The organism is Vallitalea maricola, assembly GCF_036985595.1.
GTDB classification, from domain to species: domain Bacteria; phylum Bacillota; class Clostridia; order Lachnospirales; family Vallitaleaceae; genus Vallitalea; species Vallitalea maricola.
Window position 1 is genome coordinate 41615 of the sequence record NZ_BTPU01000020.1, and the last position, 16602, is coordinate 58216.

At 32.1% G+C, this 16602-nt stretch carries 13 protein-coding genes; all 13 read left to right on the forward strand.

Annotated elements, in window-relative coordinates; genetic code table 11:
* The first annotated feature begins 68 nt into the window (after nucleotides 1–68).
* The 13 genes from AACQ14_RS06670 to AACQ14_RS06730 all read left to right on the forward strand — a co-directional run bounded on the left by AACQ14_RS06670 (nucleotide 69) and on the right by AACQ14_RS06730 (nucleotide 16588).
* Entirely contained in the window at nucleotides 69–2690 is a 2622-nt protein-coding gene (locus tag AACQ14_RS06670) for an alpha-L-rhamnosidase (protein ID WP_339362796.1), read from the forward strand.
* A gap of 109 nt (nucleotides 2691–2799) precedes the next feature.
* Nucleotides 2800–4506: a glycoside hydrolase family 3 protein gene (locus AACQ14_RS06675; RefSeq protein ID WP_339362797.1), complete on the forward strand. Its 1707-nt coding sequence runs from the start codon at nucleotides 2800–2802 to the stop codon at nucleotides 4504–4506.
* Nucleotides 4507–4577: 71 nt separating this feature from the next.
* Nucleotides 4578–5537, forward strand: coding sequence for an AraC family transcriptional regulator (locus AACQ14_RS06680; RefSeq protein ID WP_339362798.1), 960 nt, complete (start codon nucleotides 4578–4580; stop codon nucleotides 5535–5537).
* Nucleotides 5538–5678: 141 nt separating this feature from the next.
* Nucleotides 5679–7088: a rhamnulokinase gene (gene rhaB, locus AACQ14_RS06685; protein ID WP_339362799.1), complete on the forward strand. Its 1410-nt coding sequence runs from the start codon at nucleotides 5679–5681 to the stop codon at nucleotides 7086–7088.
* A gap of 10 nt (nucleotides 7089–7098) precedes the next feature.
* Entirely contained in the window at nucleotides 7099–8355 is a 1257-nt protein-coding gene (gene rhaA / locus AACQ14_RS06690; RefSeq protein WP_339362800.1) for an L-rhamnose isomerase, read from the forward strand.
* A gap of 205 nt (nucleotides 8356–8560) precedes the next feature.
* On the forward strand, nucleotides 8561–8872 hold the full coding sequence (locus tag AACQ14_RS06695) for a PTS sugar transporter subunit IIB (protein ID WP_339362801.1): 312 nt from the start codon (nucleotides 8561–8563) through the stop codon (nucleotides 8870–8872).
* 18 nt (nucleotides 8873–8890) lie between these two features.
* Nucleotides 8891–10150 (forward strand): PTS sugar transporter subunit IIC, encoded by a 1260-nt coding sequence (locus tag AACQ14_RS06700; RefSeq protein ID WP_339362802.1) that lies wholly within the window; start codon nucleotides 8891–8893, stop codon nucleotides 10148–10150.
* Nucleotides 10150–10494, forward strand: a complete 345-nt coding sequence (locus tag AACQ14_RS06705) for a PTS lactose/cellobiose transporter subunit IIA (RefSeq protein ID WP_339362803.1) — start codon at nucleotides 10150–10152, stop codon at nucleotides 10492–10494. The genes AACQ14_RS06700 and AACQ14_RS06705 overlap by 1 nt, the downstream gene beginning before the upstream one ends.
* Before the next feature lie 5 nt (nucleotides 10495–10499).
* Nucleotides 10500–11939, forward strand: coding sequence for a glycoside hydrolase family 1 protein (locus AACQ14_RS06710; RefSeq protein ID WP_339362804.1), 1440 nt, complete (start codon nucleotides 10500–10502; stop codon nucleotides 11937–11939).
* A gap of 157 nt (nucleotides 11940–12096) precedes the next feature.
* Entirely contained in the window at nucleotides 12097–14022 is a 1926-nt protein-coding gene (locus AACQ14_RS06715; RefSeq protein WP_339362805.1) for a BglG family transcription antiterminator, read from the forward strand.
* A 16-nt stretch (nucleotides 14023–14038) separates the two neighbouring features.
* Nucleotides 14039–14296: an HPr family phosphocarrier protein gene (locus AACQ14_RS06720; protein ID WP_339362806.1), complete on the forward strand. Its 258-nt coding sequence runs from the start codon at nucleotides 14039–14041 to the stop codon at nucleotides 14294–14296.
* Nucleotides 14297–14313: 17 nt separating this feature from the next.
* The gene (gene ptsP / locus AACQ14_RS06725; protein ID WP_339362807.1) at nucleotides 14314–15939 is read left to right on the forward strand and encodes a phosphoenolpyruvate--protein phosphotransferase; all 1626 of its coding nucleotides are present in this window, start codon (nucleotides 14314–14316) and stop codon (nucleotides 15937–15939) included.
* Nucleotides 15940–16144: 205 nt separating this feature from the next.
* On the forward strand, nucleotides 16145–16588 hold the full coding sequence (locus tag AACQ14_RS06730; protein ID WP_339362809.1) for a hypothetical protein: 444 nt from the start codon (nucleotides 16145–16147) through the stop codon (nucleotides 16586–16588).
* Nucleotides 16589–16602: the final 14 nt, after the last annotated feature.

The window sequence follows — 16602 nt, forward strand, 5'->3', positions numbered from 1 at the left end:
AGATGTTTTAAAATTCAAATTACATTGGATAAGAATTATAATTAGCATGATTCAAGAGGAGAAAAAATATGAAGATAATAAATTTGAAAATAAATCATATAAAAAATCCACTAGGCTTCAGTCTAGATAAACCAACCATATCTTTTGTTGCCTGTGATACTAAAGCAAATTTACAAGTAGCTGCTAGAATAGAGGTAGCCTATGACAAGGAGTTTTGCAATATTGTTTTCGATAGCGGAAAAAGCGAACAAATAGATAGCTTGGGATTTGAGCTATTTATAACTTTAGAGCCGCGTACTCGCTATTATTATAGAGTAACAGTATGGGCAGATAATGGAGAAACTGCAATCAGTGAAGCAGCTTGGTTTGAAACAGCTAAGCTTGATGAATCTTGGAATGCAAAATGGATAACACCAACATTAGATAACAAAAGACATTCTGTATTAAGCAAAAAGTTTAATATCCAAAAATCCAAAAGATATATAAATTCTGCCCGGGCCTATGTATGTGGTCTAGGCTTATATGAAATGAATATTAATGGAAAAAAGTGTGGGGATGAATATCTCACACCAAACTTTAATGCATATAATAAATGGCTTCAATATCAAACTTATGATATTACAGATACATTAGCTGAAGGCGAAAACAGTATTGATGTTGCACTAGGAAATGGATTATATAAGGGGCGCTTTGGTTTCGATAGTGAAGAAAACATATATGGAGATAAATTTGCCTTATTATGTGAAGTAGTTATTACTTTTAACGATGGAACAACAGAGATAATAAGATCGGATGAAACTTGGAAGGCAAGAAAAGGGAAGGTCTTATACAGCAATATTTACGATGGAGAAGTTTATGATGCTGGTTTTGAGGATGATACTACTTATGATGTTGAAGAGATAGATCTAGGACATGACAGATTGAAAGCTAGGCTGAGCCTTCCGGTAAAAATAAAAGAGACATTAAAGCCATTAGAAGTAATAAAAACACCATCAGGAGAAACTGTCCTTGATATGGGTCAAAATATGGTTGGGTGGATAGAATTCAGAACCAATGCACCAAAAGGCAGAGAAATACTATTACAATATGGTGAGCTTCTTCAAGAAGGCAATTTTTATAGAGAAAATCTAAGAACTGCAAAGGCAGAATTTAAATATATATCTGATGGGGGGGAGGCTGTAGCTAGACCTCATTTTACGTTCTATGGATTTAGATATGTAAAGATAAATGGTTGGTATGGGGAAGTAAATGCAGATGATTTCACAGGCTGCGTATTGTACTCGGACATGGAACTTACTGGACACATAGAAACTAGCAATCCTTTAGTTAATAGGTTATTTTTAAATGCTTTATGGGGACAAAAAGGAAACTTTTTGGATATTCCAACAGACTGTCCTCAGCGTGATGAACGTATGGGATGGACAGGAGACGCACAAGTATTTTCAGGAACAGCATGTTTTAATATGGATACCTTTGCATTCTTTACAAAGTATGGATATGATCTTGGTAGCGAACAAGAAGATAGAAATGGAATGATACCAATGGTTGTGCCAGCAGCAAATCTAAAGGGCGGTGGTTCTAGTGTCTGGGGAGATGCTGCAACTATAATACCATGGAATGTATATGTTCAGTATGGTGATAAGAGCATATTAGAACAGCAATTTGATAGTATGAAAGCTTGGGTAGACTATATCTGGAGAGAAGATAATGCTTCAGGTTCCAAAAGACTTTGGACTAAAGGTTTCCATTTTGGAGACTGGCTTGCCTTGGATGGAGAAGATCCAAGTTTTCCAACCGGTAGAACAGATATAACATTTATATCCTCAGCGTATTATTATTATTCTTCTAATATAGTTGCAAAAACTGCAAAGGTATTAGGAAAAACAGACATAGGAAAAGAATATGAAAAGTTATCAAACGAGGTAAGAGAAGCAATTAGAGACGAGTATTTTAGTAAAAATGGACGTATCACAATCAATACACAGACAGCCTTAATAATTTCGTTATTTATGGATCTCGTGCCTGAAGGTAAAAGAGAAAGAACTATAAATGATTTACGTGAGAGATTTAAAAAAGATAACAATCATCTAAAGACAGGCTTTGTTGGTACACCATATATTTGTAAGACATTATCGGAAAACGGGTGTAATGATTTAGCCTATACTTTACTGTTAAATAAGGATTACCCAAGTTGGCTTTATGCAGTTACAATGGGTGCGACAACCATTTGGGAGCGCTGGAATTCTGTACTCCCAGATGGGAAAATAAGTGGTACGGACATGAATTCATTAAATCACTATACGTATGGGTCTATAGTAGAATGGATGTATAGGTATATGGCTGGAATAAACCCAGTAGAAGATAACCCTGGTTTTAGACATATAAAATTATTGCCAAAGCCAGACTACCGCCTAAAATATGTAAAAGCAAGTTATAACTCAGCAGTTGGATTGTGTGAAAGTCAATGGGAAATAACTGCAGAAGGAAAATTAAATTTTAAATTTATAATACCATTTAACGCTTCTGCGACCTTAATATTACCTGATGCAAAATTAGAAAATGTTAAGGTAAATGGTAAGTCCCTAAACGATACTCTCCTTATTTCAAGGCAAAAAAATGAACATGTGTATGTAGAATTAAATAGCGGTTCCTTTGAGTTTTATTACGAACCAGAAATTGCTTATATTTAGATATAATAATAATGATTTTAGTTGTAAAGAATTAGTGAAATATAAAGTGAAATTTCCATTAAAAGGAGCATCATATCATAAATTTTATAATTTGAAAGGAGGATTCAAGTTGATAAATTTGAAGAACAAACCATTTTATTTACAGGAGCAGGATATTGAGTGGGTTGAAGAAACTCTTGATTCTATGGATTTAAAAGAGAAGGTTGGACAATTATTTTGCACAGTAGGAGTAATGGATGACAAGGAGCAGTTAAAAACTTTTTTAAACAAGGTAAAGCCTGGTGGTATAATGTATAGGCCAGATAAAGGAGAAAAAATTCAAGAAATTCATAGAGTTCTTCAAGATAATTCCAAAATACCTCTGTTAATTTCGGCTAATCTAGAAGCAGGTGGGAATGGTATAGCGACGGATGGAACTTATTACGGCAAACAAATGCAGATTGCAGCTACAGATGATGAAAATATGGCATATAAACTTGGTATAGTTTCAGGAAGAGAAGGAAGAGTAGTAGGCTGTAACTGGGCTTTTGCTCCTATCGTTGATATTGACATGAACTTTAGAAATCCAATAACAAATGTTAGAACTTATGGAGCAAACTCAGAAAGAGTGCTTAGAATGGCTAGAAAGTATATGGAAGGAATAAGTGCAAACGGACTTGCTGCAGCAATTAAACACTTTCCAGGTGATGGAGTAGATGAAAGAGATCAACATCTTTTAACTTCAATTAACTTCTTATCAGTTGATGAATGGGATGCAACCTTTGGGAAAATATATAAGGGAATGATAGATAGCGGAGCACAAACTGTAATGGTAGGACATATTGCTCTACCTGAATACTCTAAAAGTTTTGTTCCAAATATGAAAGATGAGGATATAATGCCTGCTACATTAGCTCCAGAATTGCTTAATAATTTACTTAGAGATAAACTAAGTTTTAATGGACTAATCATTACAGATGCAACACCTATGCTTGGATTTACTACTACTGAAAGAAGAGAAATTGCAGTCCCTAAAGCTATTGCATCAGGCTGTGATATGTTTCTATTTAATAAAAATATAGATGAAGATTTTGGATACATGCTAAAAGGTATAGAAAAAGGAATTCTCACAATGGATAGATTAAATGAAGCTGTAACAAGGATACTTGCTTTAAAAGCATCCTTAGGATTGCACAGACAAAAGGAGAGTGGGACTCTAGTTCCAAATAAAGATGCACTGTCTGTATTAAAATGCGAAGAACATGAAAAATGGGCAAAAGAATGTGCTGATAAATCTGTAACTTTAGTTAAGGATACGCAAAATCTGCTTCCTATTACTCCGGAAAAATATAAAAAGATAAGGCTTTATGTATTAGGTGATAGTGAAGGTGGTTTTAAAGAAGGGTCAGCCGTAACTGACTCTATCAAATTAGCTTTAGAAAAACAAGGTTTTGAAATTTATCTTTTTGATAATGAAAATCTAGATTTTGGAGAATTATTTGAAGGTAGTGTTAGCAGTTTAAAGGAGAAATACGATTTAGCGCTCTATATTGCCAATATAGAGACAGCAAGTAATCAAACAACAGTAAGAATTAACTGGACACAGCCTATGGCAGCTAACGCCCCATGGTTTGTTAAGGAACTACCCACAATTTTTATATCTGTAGCTAATCCATACCACTTATTAGATGTACCTATGGTAAAAACCTATATTAATGCATACTCCTCTAATGAATACGTAGTTAAAGCAGTAGTTGAAAAGATTACGGGAAAGTCAGAATTTAAAGGAATAAATCCTGTTGATCCTTTCTGTAATGTTTGGGGATCAAAACTTTAGGACTGGATGTGAATTATATGAGTATTAAGGCAGTAATATAAGTAAAAATAAGTGTAGTTAGGAGAAGCTTTATGAATAAGGATATTCATGATAAATTAATCGCTTTAACAGATGAGGAGCAGAGAATTATAAATGGAGAGTATGAAGTTAATAAAAGCTTATATACGGATAATGGGCAATTTATAATAGACAGTAATAAACTATTAGGAAAAGATGAACTTATAGATATAAGAAAGCATACAAGGTTTATCCATTTTCCAAAGCATAAGCATAACTATATTGAAATTAACTATGTTTATCAAGGGAGCTTAACAGAGATAATTGATGGAAAAGACATAACTCTTCAAAAAGGAGAATTGGTTTTTTTAAATCAATATATTACCCATGAAATAGAAGCTGCTAAGGAAGAATGCATAATAATAAACTTCATAATAAAGCCGGAGTTTTTTGATTATATATTAGGATTTTTAGAAAATGATAATATAATCAGCAGCTTCTTAATAACAACCTTATATACTAATTATAAAGAGGGAGAATATTTATATTTTAAAGTTTCACATAATAAGAAAATTCAAAGTCTCGTAGAACGAATAATAACTGAACTTTATACTTCATCTGTCATGAGCAAAGCGACAATTAAACTTTTAGTAGGGCTGTTAATAGTAGAACTTGTAAAGAATTCACAGGATGTAGAGACTTATTCTGTGGATAATTATGAGAAGATGTTGATAATTCAATGTTTAAAATATATAAATGAGTTTTATCAAAAAGGAAATCTATTTGAAATATCTAAAGAACTTAAACAACCACATTATAAGTTGAGTAAATTAATAAAAAAGCACACTAAGAAGACTTTTAAGGAATTGTTACAAGAGAAAAAACTTAGTAAAGCTGTAGAATTATTAAAGGTTACGGAATATCCTATAGTTAAGATTATTGACTTAATTGGATACGAAAATCCTACTTATTTTTATAAGATATTTAAATCCAAGTATGGGGTTACACCTAAAGAATATAGAGAAAAAAATTAGAGGATCATTAGAAATTGCTAATGGTTCTTTTGTTGGTGCAAATAAGGATAATAAAATAGACAAATGGAGTTATTAAATATAATTCGTATAAATAATATAATCAAGTTGGTGAAAATGATTACTAGATAAGGGGGATATTTTATGGAATACCATTTAGCCATTGATATTGGAGCTTCTAGTGGAAGACATATACTAGGATTCATAGAAGATGAACAACTTAAATTAGAAGAAGTCTATAGATTTAGCAATGGGATAAAAAAGGTTAATGATGAATATTGCTGGGATTTAAAAAAACTATTCTTGGAAATAAAAAATGGAATAAAGAAATGCAAAGAAATAGGAAAAATTCCTAGGAGTATAGGAATAGATACTTGGGCAGTGGATTTTGTGTTATTGGATGAAAATGAAGAGATTTTAGGTAATACAGCAGCTTATAGAGATGACAGAACAGAAGGAATGATGGAGGAAGTTTTTCAAATAATTCCTAAAGATATGTTATATAGATATACAGGAATTCAGTTTCAGAGGTTTAATACAATATATCAGCTTATGGCAATTAAGAAGAAAAATCCTGAGTATCTTAAAAAGGCTAAAACATTTTTAATGGTACCTGATTATTTCAACTTTCTATTAACAGGAAAGAAAGTTAATGAGTATACAAACGCCACTTCCACTCAGTTGGTGAATTCCTGTGATAGAATATGGGATGAAAATATACTAGATTCTTTAGGAATAAATAAAGAGATATTCCAAAAAATAAAACTTCCTAAAACTAATCTTCGAAGTTTGAGAAGTGAGTTAATAGAAGAATTTGGATTTGACATGGAGGTAATTTTACCTGCAACACATGATACAGGTTCTGCTTTTATATCTTCAGTATGTAATGATGAAGATAGTGTTTATTTAAGTTCCGGAACTTGGTCTCTAATGGGGGTGGAAAACAGATTCCCGATCTGTGTTCCACAGTCAATGAATTACAATTTTACAAATGAAGGTGGAATTGATTATCGCTTTAGATTTTTAAAAAATATTATGGGCCTTTGGATTATTCAAGAGGTTAAGAGGATGTACAAAGATGAGTATTCCTTCCCAGAGCTAGTAATAAAAGCTAAGGAAACTGATGAGTTTAAATCAATTATAGATGTAAATCACGATAGATTCTTAAATACTGAAGATATGATTATAGAGATACAAGCTTACTGTAAGGAAACCAATCAAGAAGTACCTAAAACTCCTGGTGAAGTAGCTTATTGTGTATTTAACAGTTTAGGTATCAGTTATGGAAAAGCTATAAAAGAACTTGAAGAGATATTTGAAAAGCAATATAAGAGGATAAATGTTTTTGGTGGTGGATGTCAAAATGAATTACTTAATCAACTAATAGCGGATAGAAATAATAAAGAAGTTTTGGCAGGACCAGTAGAAGCAACAGCCATAGGAAATATTGTAGCTCAATTATTAAGTTTTAATAAGGTTATTGATCTTGGAGAAGCAAGAGAACTTATATTCAAGTCATTTGAAATAAAAAAATACTTACCAAAAAAATTATAAGGAGGATATCATGAATATAAAAGAAAGATATTTAGAGGCAAAAAAGGATTACGAGAAGTTTGGTATTAATGTTGACAAAGTATTAGAAGATCTTGAGAAGGTTAAGATTTCTATTCATTGTTGGCAAGGGGATGATGTAACTGGTTTTGAGGTTTCACAAAGTGAGCTTTCTGGTGGAATAGCAGCTACAGGGAATTACCCAGGAAAAGCTAGAAACGCTGAGGAATTAAGAGCTGATTTAGATAAAGCCTTATCATTGATTCCAGGAAAGCATAAGGTTAATTTACATGCAATATATGCAGAAACTAATGGTATATTTGTAGAGAGAGATGAAATTAAGCCGGAATATTTTGAGAATTGGGTAAAATGGGCTAAAGAAAAAGATTTAGGTTTAGATTTTAATCCAACAATATTCTCACATCCAAAGGCTTCTGATGGATTAACTTTATCACATCCTGATAAAGAAATAAGAGATTTCTGGATAAGACATTCAATAGCTTCAAGAAAAATAGGAGAATATTTTGGAAAAGAACTTAAACAAACCTGCTTAACTAATCTTTGGATTCCAGATGGATATAAAGATATTCCAAGTGATAGATTAGGACCAAGAGCAAGACTTAAGGATTCTTTAGAGCAAATTTATGCAATAGATGTAGATAAAAAATACAATTTAGACTGCGTTGAATCTAAGGTGTTTGGAATAGGTGCAGAGTCTTATACAGTAGGCTCAAGTGAGTTTTATCTAAACTTTGCATGTAGAAATAAAATAATGTCTTTATTGGATACAGGACATTATCACCCAACAGAGGTAGTTTCAGATAAATTATCAGCTATGCTTTTATTTAATGAAAAAATAGCACTTCATGTAAGTAGACCAGTTAGATGGGACAGTGACCATGTAATAATTCTAGATGATGAACTTAAAGAAATCGCAAAGGAAATAGTAAGAAATGATGCTTTAGATAGAGTAATGATAGGTCTTGATTTCTTTGATGCAAGTATTAATAGAATTGCAGCATGGACTATAGGTACAAGAAATATGATAAAAGCTTTATTATTAGCAATGCTTACACCTCATGAATTATTAAAGAAATATCAAGATGAAGGAAACTTTACTGAAAGATTAGCTTTAATGGAAGAAATAAAGACTTATCCAATGGGAGATATATGGAACTATTACTGTGAGAAAAATGTGGTTCCAGTAGGTGAAAGCTGGATAAAAGAAGTGAAAGAATATGAACAAGCTGAATTATCAAAAAGAAAATAGGGATACAAAATGGCTATAGCAGATATACACTAGCCTGTTTTTTTGTGTTTAAATAATGTTTGTTCAGGAGCAGCTAAGGTAAGTTGGAGCCTTCAGAGAATAAGGGTAAAAACTTTCACCATAGGAGTGAAAAAGATTATTTGTTCATCAATGATTATTTATTTATAATCAACTTATCAAATATAAGACGAAAAGGAGAACGGATATGAAAAAGCATAATGTTTTATTAGTATGTGGTTCAGGTGCTTCAAGTGGTTTTATGGCAGCTAACATCAGAAAAGCAGCATCAAAAAGAGGATTGGAAATTAAAGTGAATGCGAGAAGTGAGGCTGAGATTGAGAATTATATTTACGAAATTGATTGTTTGATGGTAGGCCCTCACTTAGCATATTTGATGGATGAAGTTGATGAAATTGTTGGGGACAGGGACGTAAAAGTTGGGTTAATGAAACCCGAATATTATGCAACTTTGAATGGTGAACAAGCACTGGATCATATTTTATCATTATTTCAATAAGAAGGGGGATATGAAAAGATGAAGGCATTAATTAACTGGTTAGAAACGAGTTTTGCACCAAAAATGAACAAAATTAATAATAATGTATGGGTATTAACTCTAAAAGATTCCATAATGCAAACTCTACCATTTATTTTACTAGGTTCCCTATTCTGTCTTTTAGCCATTCTGAATAATTATTTTCCATCACTACCTTCATTCTGGACGCCATTTGGTTGGACTATGGGTAAAATCTCTCTATTTGTCGCATTTTTAATTCCCTTTAACTTAATGGAAAAGAAACGTCTTAGAAAACAACGTTTGATTGCAGGTATGACCAGTTTGGTTTTATATCTAATTGTTATTACACCACAAGTCGTTCTTGATGGAGCTCCTGGATTTGGACATGATGCATTAGGTGCGGGCGGTATGTTTATCGCTATTGTCTGTGGTATTTTTACTGGTGTCATTATGGGTATGTTTGGAAAATTTTCTTTCTTCAAAGAAGATTCTGTAATTCCTGATTTTGTAAGATCATGGTTTGACTCTATGCTTCCAATTGGAATTGTTATAGTTATAGGTTGGATTACAGTATTAATTATGAATCTTGATATCTATAGCATGATTCAATCTATTTTTACACCACTTGCAGGATTGATGCAAACACCTTATGGATTTGTCTTATTTATGTTCCTTGCTTGTTTCTTATATTCAATGGGTATATCCACTTGGGTATTAGCTCCAGTTATGAAACCTATATTATTAGCAGCTATTACGACTAACATTGCATTAGCTGCAGCAGGGAATACGTCAGCATCAAGTCTAAATCTTGTTACATCTGAAACCATGTATTCTGCATATTTATGGATTGGTGGTATAGGTGCTACACTTCCATTAGTTATTATGATGATGTTCTCAAAAGCTAAATCAATAAATGCGTTAGGAAAAGCTTGTTTACTTCCGGGTATATTCAATATTAATGAACCAGTAGTTTTTGGGGCTATTGCATGGAATCCAATTATGATGTTACCAATGTGGCTACAAGGTATTATTCTTCCAATTATTATATATGTATTTACAAAAGTAATTACTATTGCTCCTATTCCTACGATGCTATTTGATTTATGGTATGTACCATTCCCAATTTCAACATGGATTACAACGAAGAGTATTACAGGATTTATTTTATTAGCTATGGTCATTGCAACGTCTACAGCAATCTGGTACCCATTCTTTAAGGCATATGAAAAACAGCAAATTGAAAAAGAAACTTTAACCAACAAAAAGGAGATTGCATAATGGAACATGAAAAATTAGTTAGTGCAGCCATGAGTATCATTATTCATGCAGGGGATGCACGTTTGAATATAACACAAGCATTAAATGCTATTTCTGAAAATCAATATGAAGAAGTAAAGGATAAATTGAAACAAGCCCAGGAAAAAATAACTGCAGCACATGAAATTCAAACAGAAATCATTCAAGGTGAGGCAAGAGGAGAAGAAGTGGGGTATTCACTTCTTTTCGCTCATGCACAAGATACACTTATGACAATTAATAGTGAGCTTATTTTAGCAAAGCAGTTATATAAATTATTCGAATCATTTGAGAAGAGAGTTTTAAAACTTGAAAAAGGAGAGTAGAATTCATGAGTATGAATATAATAAAAGGTTTCCCAAAAGATTTCTTATGGGGGGGAGCAGTAGCTGCCAATCAATGCGAAGGAGCATGGAAGGAAGGAGGAAAAGGTTGGTGCGTAGCTGATATTAATCGCTTTCAAGCTGATATTCCACTTAATAAGAGATACAATGAAGAACTAACGACAAAAGATATTAATGAAGCAATGAAAGACTTAGAGGGTATTTATCCTAAGAGATGGGGAATTGATTTTTATCATACCTTTAAGGAGGATTTAAAATTATTAAAAGGACTTGGTATCAATACTTTTAGAACATCTATTAATTGGGCAAGAATTTTTCCCAGTGGTGATGAAGCAGAACCTAATGAAGAAGGACTAAAATTCTATGATGAATTAATTAATGAGATTATTGCAAATGGAATGGAACCTTTAATTACAATTTCTCATTATGAAATGCCGTTGAATTTAACCTTGAAATACAGCGGCTGGTATTCTAGAGAGGTCATTGATTTTTTTGTGAGGTATTGTCAAGTACTTTTTAATCGATATAAAGGGAAAGTAAGATATTGGATTATAGTCAATCAAATTAATTTAATTATACATGAATCTTTTAACCATTTAGGGATTGCTGAAGACAAAGTAGATAATTTACTAGAAGCAAAATACCAAGGTGTCCATAATGAAATGGTTGCATGTGCAAAGGCTACCCAATATGCAAGAGAAGTTGATAAAGATGTCCATATTGGCATGATGTTTTGTGATGATATCAGTTATCCTGCAACATGTAAACCAGAAGATGTACTTGCAAATTATAAGAGAAATCAAATGGAATTTTTATATGGCGATGTGTTGCTTCGCGGTAAATATCCAGGATATGCTTTTCGATTTTTTGACGATCACAACATTCATATCGAATTTGGTGAACAGGATGAGGAAGTTCTAAAAAATACAGCTGATTTTATGGCAGTTTCTTATTACTACACAAGGATTTGTGATGCAGAAAGTGCGAAGAAGAAGAAAACAACATACGATAACCCCTACATAAAATCAAGTGATTGGGGTTGGGGAATTGATCCTATTGGCCTTAGAACAAAGCTTAATATGTATTGGGATCGATACCAATTACCTATTATCATTGCCGAAAATGGCATAGGTGCCTTTGATAAGGTAGAAGAAAATGGCAGTATTCATGATGATTATCGTATCGACTACTTAAAAGCCCATATTAAACAGATAAAAGAAGCTGTTCTAGATGGTGTAGACGTAATCGGTTATTATCCATGGGGGCCCATTGACATAATCAGTTGTTCTTCATCAGAAATGAGCAAAAGATATGGATTTATCTATGTTGACCTTGATAATTATGGGAAAGGCTCCGGTAAAAGAACCCTTAAAGATAGCTATTATTGGTATAAAAAAATGGTTGAATCAAATGGGATAGAGTTGTAAATAGGTAAAACTCTAACACACTAAGTACCTTAATATAATAAATCATACACGATTCAAGTATTGTTTTGCTATTATAAAAATTTAGTGTGTTAGATAGAGTTATAATTGAAATAATACTAATAAGGAATTATAACGACATAAGAGAAGGATGAGGAATATGAAGAGGAAGTGTGTAAAACTAATTAAAGTTTTACTAGATCATGATAATTGGATGACTGCAAGTTATTTGGCAAGTGAGCTTAATGTATCGAAAAGAAGTATTAAAAATTATATAGCAGAAATTAATTATCATGAAAATGGACTTATTACTTCTTCTCGAAAAGGATATTCCATTGATTCTTCAAGAGCAAAAAAGGTATTGGATAATTCAAATATTAATTTACCTCAAAACTCAAAAGAGAGAGTCAATTATATTATTACAAGTATAATTATTAATGATGCAAGTGAGGACAAAAAAACTGATTTATATGAGTTGGGAAATGAAATATTTGTAAGCTATGAAACGATAAAAAAAGATATGGTAAAAGTAAAAAACAGACTTATTGAATTTGATTTACACATTGTATCTAACAATGCTTATATTACATTAGAAGGAGAAGAATTAGATAAGAGGAAATTATTAAGTCAAATTTTATATGAAGAATTTAGCAATAATGTTATGAGTCTAGAAGTTATTAAAAGGGAGTTTCCAAGTTATGATTTGGAGTTGTTACGATTCATTATAAGAGAGGAATGTAAGAAGTGCCATTACTTTATTAACGAATATGCCCTATTAAATCTTGTTCTTGATATTATTATTGGAATGGATCGTATTAAGAACGAAAGAACTTTTGGAAGCTCTCGAAATGAAGGGAAGCATTTTGGAATAAGAGAACAGAAACTAGCACAAAACATTGCAGCACAGATAGAGCGAAACTTTAATATAACCTATAGTCCTGCCGAATTGGAAGAATTAACGATTATTTTGTTCAGCCATCTTTTAAAGGTGGATTTTGCTACATTAAGTATTGATAATATGGAAAATGTAGTAGGTAAAGAATGCGTTCAAATTGTGAAAGAAATAAGAGCTTTGTTAAAGAAGACTTACTATATAGATACCAATAATAAAGATTTTATCGTTAAATTTACGCTCCATATAAAAAATCTGTTAGTACGACTGGAAAACGGCTATACGACAAAAAATCCTTTACTGAATCATATTAAAAATACATGTCCTCTTATTTTTGAATGTGCAGTAGAGGTTGCAGATAAACTAAGAGAAGTGACAAAATACGATATTAAGGAAGACGAAATCGCTTATATTGCACTTCATATAGGTGGCAACCTAGAGGCTCAAAAATCTAAGAGGAAAATAGTAAATTGTATTATTTTATTTCCGCAATATTATGATTTTTCTAACAAAATGATAGAAAAATTAAAAGAACATTATGGAGAAAGAGTGGAAATAACAACAGTAATAACTTCTATTGATGAGATAAAAGATGTTAAAAAAGCTGATTTAGTCATATCGACCATTCCTGTTTCTGAAACCATTGGTAAGGAGTCGGTTATGATAACACCATTTTTGAGCCATAAGGATTTTAATATTATCGAAGAAAAAATTCAAAAAATCAATTTGAAAAAAAAGAAAGCAAAATTGAAAAAACACTTAATGCAAATATCTAATCCTAAGTTCTTCTATAAAAATATGGATTTTAAAAATAAGCAAGAAACTATTCGATTTATGACAGATGTTATGAAAAAGGAAGGTTATGTAGAGGAATCCTATTATGATGAAGTTTTTGACAGAGAAAATCAAGCTTCTACAGCATATGAACATATTGCAGTACCTCATTCAATGAAAATGAACGCCAAAAAAACAGGGATGTTTGTACTATTGAATGAAAAGAAACCACTTGAATGGGATAACCATGCAACCAGTATTGTATTATTATTTGCAATTAATGAAGATGAAAGAGCAATATTTTACGATGTTTATGATAATCTCATAGTATTGCTTTTGGAAAAACTAAATGCAGCAAAAGTAATTCAGTGTAATACCTATATTGAATTTATTGAAGCTGTAGTCAAATGTTTTGGGTAAATAAGGAGGATAAGAAATGAGACAATTTGAATATGTCGTTACAGAACCTGTAGGTATTCATGCAAGACCAGCCAGCATGTTAGTAAAAGCGGCAATGGCCTATACAAGCAATATTACAGTTAAAAAAGATGGGAAAAAAGCAGATGTGAAAAGACTTATGGCATTAATGGCTCTTGGGGTTAAATGCAATGAAAAAGTTCTTTTTAGCATAGAAGGTGAAGATGAAGAAGCTGCTGCAAAAGAACTAGAAGCTTATTGTATTGAAAACTTATAATTAAGAGGGTATTAGCTATGAAAAAATACATTGGAAAATCAATATACAACAGCATTGCCATTGGAAAAATAAAAGTGCTGGAAAAGAAAGATAAAGTAATAAAACCAAATCAAATAGAAGATATAGGAGCAGAAAAACAACGTTTTGAGTCTGCAAAAACAAAAGCCCATAAGCAGCTACAAGATCTATATATAAAAGCGTCAAAAGAATTAGGGGAGGATAGTGCGGCTATTTTTGATGTCCACAAAATGTTATTGGATGATCAAGATTACCTTGATTTTATTTATAATATGATAGAACAAAAAGTCAATGCAGAGTATGCAGTCATAACAACAGGCGATCATTTCGCCTCCATCTTTTCAGAAATGGATAATGATTACATGAAAGAACGAGCAGCTGATATTAAGGATATTTCCGAAAGATTAGTTAGGATACTTAGTAACACAATAAATAATGATTATATATTAGAAGAGCCGGTAATAATTGTTGCAGATGACTTAACTCCCAGTGAAACAGTTCAACTCGATAAAGAAAAGGTACTTGCATTTGTAACCTTACGTGGTTCTACAAATTCTCATACAGCTATTTTAGCAAGAATGATGAGTATACCTGCCTTAGTCAGCGTTAAAATGGAATTAACTGAGCATATAGATAATCAAATAGCAATTGTTGATGGAAATACAGGGGAGTTTCTTATTAATCCTGACCCAGACACAATCTGCAATTTCAAAAAGATGAAGGAAGAAGAACAAGAGAAAAAAAGGCTTCTTCAAGCATTAAAAGGAAAAGAAAATGTTACACTTGATGGAACTAGAATAAATATATTTGCTAATATTGGCAATCTTTCAGATGTGGATGCTGTTCTAAAAAATGATGCTGGAGGTATAGGACTTTTTAGAAGTGAATTTTTATACTTAGAAAGAGATACTTATCCAACAGAAGAAGAGCAATTTCAAGTATACAAGCAAGTAGCAGAAGCTATGGAAGGAAAAAAGGTTATCATTCGAACACTGGATATCGGTGCTGATAAACAGGCATCTTATTTTAATATAGATAAGGAAGAAAACCCTGCTATGGGATATCGTGCTATACGTATTTGCTTAGATAGACCTGAATTATTTAAGACACAACTAACAGCTTTGTTCAGGGCAAGTGCCTTTGGAAACATAGCAGTTATGTATCCTATGATTATTTCTGTTGAAGAGATTGAGAAAATAATGAAAATTGTAGATGAAGTAAAAGCAGAGTTAATCGAAAGAAATATCAAAATAGGTAATGTAGAACAGGGTATTATGATTGAAACACCAGCTGCTGTCATGATAAGTGATCTTTTAGCAAAAAAAGTGGACTTCCTTAGTATAGGAACAAACGATTTGACCCAATATACACTTGCAATAGATAGACAGAATCAAAAGCTTGAAAATTATTATAATCCCCATCACGAAGCAATTCTTAGGATGATTAAACAGGTAGTGGACAATGGTCATAAAGCAGGGAAGTGGGTTGGTATCTGTGGAGAATTAGGTGCTGATCTTGTATTAACAGAAGAATTTATTCGAATGGGTCTGGATGAAATATCTGTGGCACCTCCATATGTTTTAACAATTAGAGATAAAGTTAGAAAGATGGATTTAACCAAATAGAGATTATCAACAGCTAGTAGACAATCCCTAGAATTATCAAACACAATTACAAGAAATACTAAGGAACCAAATAAGACAATAATAATGTAATATATAAGATGTAATACAATAGCAAAAAAGCTCTTGTGAGGCAAAAGCCCTTACAGGAGCTTTTTGATATTTACCAACATTGTATTCGGTTATAAAAAAGAAAGAGGTGAAAGTAATGGATTTTTCAAAAGAGAAATTTAAGCATCTAGATCAGTTCTTTGCTAAGAATCCTGATATTTGCTTAAGAAGTATGAACTTATTGGATGAACAAGAGGTTTCTACCTTATGTTTTGACAGATTAAAAAAACATAAAGACCAGCTTATGCTTCTATTAAAAGCTTGGCAGCGATTACTAAAGATATTACCTGAAAGTCAAGATGAAGTTACAGTCATTAAGAAGTTACTTAATAAAAATCTACATTCAGCAGTACAGATTGCGTCCATACCTAAGAAACACTTTCTAAAAGAGTACGGGCATCTCTTTAATGATTTAGAAGAAGCAAATGCAGTGTATCACAATGCCCAAATGGTGAGAAGTCAAATTGCTGTTAAATACATGAGGTTGAAACAGAACCATGAACCTCATATTGAAGCTGCTAGATTTCGCCATCAATTATAATAAGAGAGGAGTGT